Source organism: Oleiagrimonas sp., assembly GCF_027858935.1.
In the GTDB taxonomy this organism is placed as follows: domain Bacteria; phylum Pseudomonadota; class Gammaproteobacteria; order Xanthomonadales; family Rhodanobacteraceae; genus Oleiagrimonas.
Genome location: NZ_JAQIBU010000235.1, coordinates 1 through 5,915, shown reverse-complemented (window position 1 = coordinate 5,915; position 5,915 = coordinate 1). Strand labels below are relative to the sequence as shown.

Genomic DNA, 5,915 nt, shown 5'->3' with positions numbered 1-5,915 from the left:
ATGACGCTAGGATTTGTCATTGCCAAGTTCGGCGTGTGGTTGCGCGAGCTTGCCGCGCATCTGGAGCCAGGGACTCATATCCACCAGACAAGTATGTCGCTTCCGATCGGTGAACTCATGATGGCGTTCGGCGGGATCCTCGTCGTGCTTGCCGCCGTGCATTATCACGCTGTGAATCGGGCTATTGAGCTCGGCGAGGTAAAAGCAAATCGGGGGCTCGTTGTGAGCGTCACGATTCTGTTGGCGCTGCTGGCCGGATGGATGATGTTTTATATGGCGTCGGCCGCGGGAAGCCCGTGAAGTTGAGGTCGAAGCGAAGCCTGCATAGGTCGCCATCTTGCTGGGAGGATGGAAGCTCGTCCAGTGTGTGCTGGGCGGCCGGGATGCTTGGTTGACGCGCACCATGAACGCGAGGCTCTTGGCGCAACGATACGTTCAACGGAAGTTTTGTGGCGTCCATTTGTGAGGAGCGCATGTCGCTTCATGGCGGCCAATTCAACCGGCGTAAGCAACACATTTCCGATAACGTTCACCGGGCATAACGGGGCCGTCTGCTATGCTCGTCCTTCAACAGGTGGTTGTGAGTCGGCCTCTCCGCTCGCGCCAGTTGTTCCGTCGGACCTGGTACCGCGTGCACGCAAGAGTGTCCCGGCACCCCACGTAGTGGTCTGCACGTTGCGCCATTGCGCCATGCACGACTGTCCTGCGCCGTTCCTGCACAGCATCGGCGTCCCTCCCTCTCCCCCTCCGGCCACGGTGATCGCGTTTCATGACCCAGACAAAGACGGCTCCAGGTACAACGGCGGCTTCCGCTTCCACGACCAACAGTGCATTGCAATCGCGCCGCGAGAAAGCGGTCGTGCGCGGCGTCTCGACCCTGCTTCCACGCTTCATCGAGCGCGCGGAAAACGCGCAGATGTGGGATGTCGAGGGCAAGCGCTATATCGATTTTGCCGGCGGCATCGCGGTGCTCAACACAGGTCACCTGCATCCTCGCGTGCAGGCAGCGGTAGCCGAGCAGATGCAGCGCTTCAGCCACACCTGTTTCCAGATCAATCCCTACGAGGGGTATGTGCGACTGGCCGAGCGCCTGAATGCGCTGGTGCCCGGCGCCGGCCCGCACAAGACGCTGCTGCTGAGTACCGGCGCCGAGGCGGTGGAGAACGCCGTCAAGATCGCCCGCGCGCACACAGGACGTCCGGCCGTGATCGCGTTTTCCGGCGCTTTTCATGGACGCACCATGATGGGCATGGCGCTGACCGGCAAGGTGGTGCCGTACAAGGCCGGATTCGGACCGTTACCGTCCAGTGTCTATCACCTGCCGTTTCCGGTCGCCTATCACGGCGTCACTGTGGAGGATGCCCGCGCGGCAATGCAAACCCTGTTCAAATCCGAGGTGGAACCCGAGCGCGTGGCGGCGATCATCATCGAGCCGGTGCAGGGCGAAGGCGGTTTCTACCCGGCCGATGCCGCCTTTCTGCGCGAGTTGCGCGAGCTGTGCGACCGCCACGGCATCGTACTGGTGATCGACGAAATACAGAGTGGCTTCGCGCGCAGCGGACGCATGTTCGCCATCGAGCACAGCGGCGTGGAGCCGGATATCGTGACCATGGCCAAGAGCCTCGCCGGCGGCTTCCCGCTGTCTGCCGTCACCGGCAAGGCGTCCATCATGGACGCACCGGGGCCGGGGGGTCTGGGCGGCACCTTTGCCGGTTCGCCGATCGGTTGCGCCGCAGCCAATGCGGTGCTGGACATCATCGAGGACGAGCAGTTGTGCGCCCGCGCCGGAGCCATCGGCCAGCGCTTGACCGCCGCATTGACGCGGATGCGCCAGGCACAACCCATGCAAGGCGCGATCGGCGATGTGCGCGGACTGGGCGCCATGGTGGCGATGGAACTGGTGCATGACGGCGATGCCGCCAGGCCCGATGCCGATCTGACCCGTGCGCTGGTCCAGCGTTGCGCCGAGGACGGCCTGATCGTGCTGCCGTGTGGCGTGTACGGTAACGTGATCCGGTTCCTGGTGCCGCTGACCGCCAGTGATGAACTGATCGACGAGGGTATGGCAGTGCTGGAGACGGCGCTCAGCAGCCTGCTTCAGAAGGGTGCCAAGGATCCAGCATGAACGCGCACTGCCGCGCAGATGCAACGACGAGCTGCTTTTCGACAGCTCACCATTTTTCGAGGGAGCGAACTGCATGATTCCATTTGCCATTGCCGGCGTACAGATGCATGTCGGCGCCATGCGCGACAACACCCAGGTCATGGTGCAAAAGGTGGATCTGGTGATGGCCAGCTTCCCTTGGGTGCAGATGATCGTGTTCAGTGAACTGGCCGCCTGCGGACCGTTGCCACATGCGCCGCAGACGTTGCCGGGAGCGCACCTGCAGACCCTGGCGGCAGCCGCGGCGCGCCATGGAGTGTGGATCGTCAACGGGTCGAATTTCGAGATGGGCGAGGATGGGCGCATCTACAACACGGCATCCGTGATCGATGCGAACGGGCACGTGATCCGCCATTACCGCAAGATGTTTCCGTTCCGTCCGTACGAGCGCGACGTCAGCGCCGGTACCGGTTTCTGCGTGTTTGATGTGCCGGACGTCGGCCGTTTTGGTCTTTCGATCTGTTACGACCTGTGGTTTCCGGAAACCACGCGTACCCTGACCGCGATGGGTGCCGAGGTGCTGCTGCACCCGGTGCTGACGCGCACCATCGACCGCGACGTCGAGATCGCTATGGCGCGCGCCGCGGCAGCGCAATTCCAGTGCTTCGTGTTCGACATCAACGGACTGGCTGCCGGTGGTATTGGCCGCTCTTGCGTGTTTTCGCCCTCGGGCAGCGTGCTGCATCAGGCAGGGGGGCAGGATGAGATCATCCCGATCGAGGTCGACCTGGAACAAGTGCGCCGGCAGCGCGAGCGCGGCATGTTCGGTTTGGGTCAGGTGCTGAAAAGCTTCCGCGACCGTGAAGTCGAGTTCTCGGTGTACGATCGCAATTCCGGTACCGATGCCTTTCTGCACACGCTCGGTCCATTGCACATGCCGGACAAGGGTGGTCGCGCAGGCATCGGCACACTGGCGCCCGCGCAGACGCTGCAAGCCACGCCACACGCGCCGCAACTCGACGACCCCGCGACAGGATAGCCCGCCGACTCCGCCAGCAATCCTGGCAAGGAGCTCCACCATGTTGAAACACCTGGACGACCACAACGGCAAAGAGCAGCAGACCCTTAGCGACTTCTTCAGCGCGTCGCAGTTGCGCAATGACCGCTGGACCACCCTCAAGGGCGTGGCCAAGCGCATGGCCAATACCATTCGCGCTGATGCCCGCGTCAAACTGGGCGCACGCGCCGAAGATCTGCTTGAGGCGCTGCAGCCGATCGAGATGTACTTTGCCTTTCCGGGCAAGCGTACCCTTGAGCAACTGCAACGCCTGCTGTCGCGGCATGACTACGATGAGTTCAGCCAGGCCGTCGTACGCATCGTGCGCGCGTTGATGAGCGGCGCCTACCGTCGGCGCAGCATCGACCCGCTGCCGGACCAGACCGAATCGGCCGAGACGGACGCCGACGCGCCGGAGAATCCGGACCAGCGCACCCGCGCGCGCAACTACTTCGAGGTACTGATCGTCGACGACCTGAGCTCAGCTCAGGAGGACGCGCTACGTGATGCGCTGCGCGAGATGCGTCGTCCGGAGGACAAATTCATCTACTCCACGGTGATGGTGTCCAGTCTGGCTGATGCATTGATTGCGGCGCTGTTCAACCACAACATCCAGTCGGTGGTGGTACGCAACGATTTCGGCATCGAGAGCGAAACCAGGCTGGACTTGCTGGCCGCATTCCTCGATCGCCTGGGTGACGAAAGGCTGGACGACATCAATCCCGAAGAGTGCGGTCCGGAGCTGTGTCGCCTGCTGCGTCGGGTGCGCCCGGAACTGGACGTATTTCTGGTCACGGACCGCTCGGTGGAAGACATCGCGGGACGCAACGTGTCAGGTTGCCGGCGCGTGTTCTACAACCTCGAAGACCACATGGAGTTGCACCTCAACATCCTGCGCGGAGTCAATGCGCGCTACGAGACACCGTTTTTCACCGCACTCAAGGAATATTCGCGCCAGCCCACCGGCGTGTTCCATGCCATGCCGATCAGTCGCGGCAAGTCGATCACGCGATCCAACTGGATCCGCGACATGGGCGATTTCTACGGCATGAATATCTTTCTGGCGGAAACCTCGGCCACTTCGGGTGGCCTGGATTCGCTGCTGGAACCGCACGGCCCGATCAAGAAGGCGCAGGCACTGGCCTCGCGCGCGTTCGGTTCCCGGCAGACCTTCTTTGCCACCAACGGAACGTCCACCTGCAACAAGATTGTGGTGCAGGCCATCGTGCGCCCCGGCGACATCGTTCTGATCGACCGCGACTGCCACAAATCGCACCATTACGGCATGGTGCTGGCGGGCGCCCATGCGGTGTACCTGGACAGTTATCCGTTGTCCGAATACTCCATGTACGGTGCCGTGCCGCTGGCCACCATCAAGCGCCAGCTGCTGGAGCTCAAGCGCGCTGGCAAGCTGGATCGGGTGCGCATGCTGTTGCTGACCAACTGCACATTCGACGGCATCGTCTACAACGTCGAGCGGGTCATGCAGGAATGCCTGGCGATCAAGCCGGATCTGGTGTTTCTGTGGGACGAAGCGTGGTTCGCGTTTGCGCGCTTCGGCGGTATCTATCGCCAGCGAACGGGCATGCGCGTTGCCGAAAAGCTGCGCGAACGTTATCGCAGTGAAGCCTATCGGCAGGCCTGGGAGGCGCATCAGAAGACCGTTGCCGACATGGACGAAGAGGCCCTGGTGAGCGCGAAGCTGATGCCCGATCCGGACAAGGTGCGCGTACGCGTGTATTCCACGCAATCCACGCACAAGACCCTGACTGCGCTACGCCAAGGCTCCATGATTCACGTGCACGACCAGGACTTCAAGGGGGAGGTGGAGCAGGCCTTCCACGAGGCCTACATGACGCACACATCGACGTCGCCAAACTACCAGATCATCGCTTCGCTGGACGTCGGCCGACGCCAGGTCGAACTGGAAGGCTACGAGCTGGTACAGAAGCAGATCGAGGCGGCGATGTCGATGCGCAAGGCGATCACCGCGCATCCGCTGCTGGCCAAGTACTTCCGCGTGCTGTCGGTGGGCGATCTGATTCCGCCGCAATACCGGGAGTCCGGCATCGAATCGTACTGGGATCCGCAGCATGGCTGGAACGATACCTGGGAAGCGTGGGCCAGCGACGAGTTCGCCCTGGATGCCACCCGCGTGACACTTGCGGTCGGCCATTGCGGCTATGACGGCGACACCTTCAAGAACGAGGTGTTGATGGACGAGCACGGCATCCAGATCAACAAGACTTCACGCAATACCGTGCTGTTCATGACCAACATTGGCACCACGCGCTCGTCGGTGGCCTATCTGATCGAGGTGTTGCTGAAGGTGGCCACGCAAATGGAGAACGAATTGGAGGACGCCAGTGCGATGACGCGCAAGGCCTTTGACAACCGCGTGCACGCCTTGACCGAGGAACTGCCGCCTTTGCCCGACTTTTCACGCTTCCATGATCGCTTTCGCAGTCAGGACGGCAAGCACACGCCCGAAGGTGATCTGCGTGCCGCCTTCTTCCTCGCCTACGACGAGAGCAAATGCGAATACTTCACCCTCGGCGACGGTTCCATGGAGACGGCCATCGACAGCGGCCGCGAACTGGTGTCCACCTCGTTCATCATCCCGTACCCGCCTGGCTTTCCGATCCTGGTGCCGGGCCAGATCGTATCCAAGGAAATCTTGCTGTTCATGCGTGCTCTCGACGTCACCGAGATCCACGGCTACCGGCCCGATCTTGGCTTGCGCGTATTCACTGA

General features: G+C 62.2%; 4 protein-coding genes. All 4 read left to right on the top strand.

Annotation, left to right across the window (positions count from 1 at the left end; all coding sequences use genetic code 11):
• Window positions 1–300 (top strand): hypothetical protein (locus tag PF446_RS08675; protein WP_298071037.1); only part of this gene is annotated, 300 nt, incomplete at its 5' end.
• A 469-nt stretch (window positions 301–769) separates the two neighbouring features.
• Entirely contained in the window at window positions 770–2,125 is a 1,356-nt protein-coding gene (gene gabT, locus PF446_RS08670; protein ID WP_298071036.1) for a 4-aminobutyrate--2-oxoglutarate transaminase, read from the top strand.
• A gap of 73 nt (window positions 2,126–2,198) precedes the next feature.
• Window positions 2,199–3,143 carry a carbon-nitrogen hydrolase family protein gene (locus PF446_RS08665; protein WP_298071035.1) on the top strand — a complete coding sequence of 315 codons (945 nt, stop codon included), beginning with the start codon at window positions 2,199–2,201 and terminating at the stop codon, window positions 3,141–3,143.
• Window positions 3,144–3,183: 40 nt separating this feature from the next.
• A partial coding sequence (locus tag PF446_RS08660) for an aminotransferase class I/II-fold pyridoxal phosphate-dependent enzyme (protein WP_298071034.1) occupies window positions 3,184–5,915 on the top strand: 2,732 nt, incomplete at its 3' end.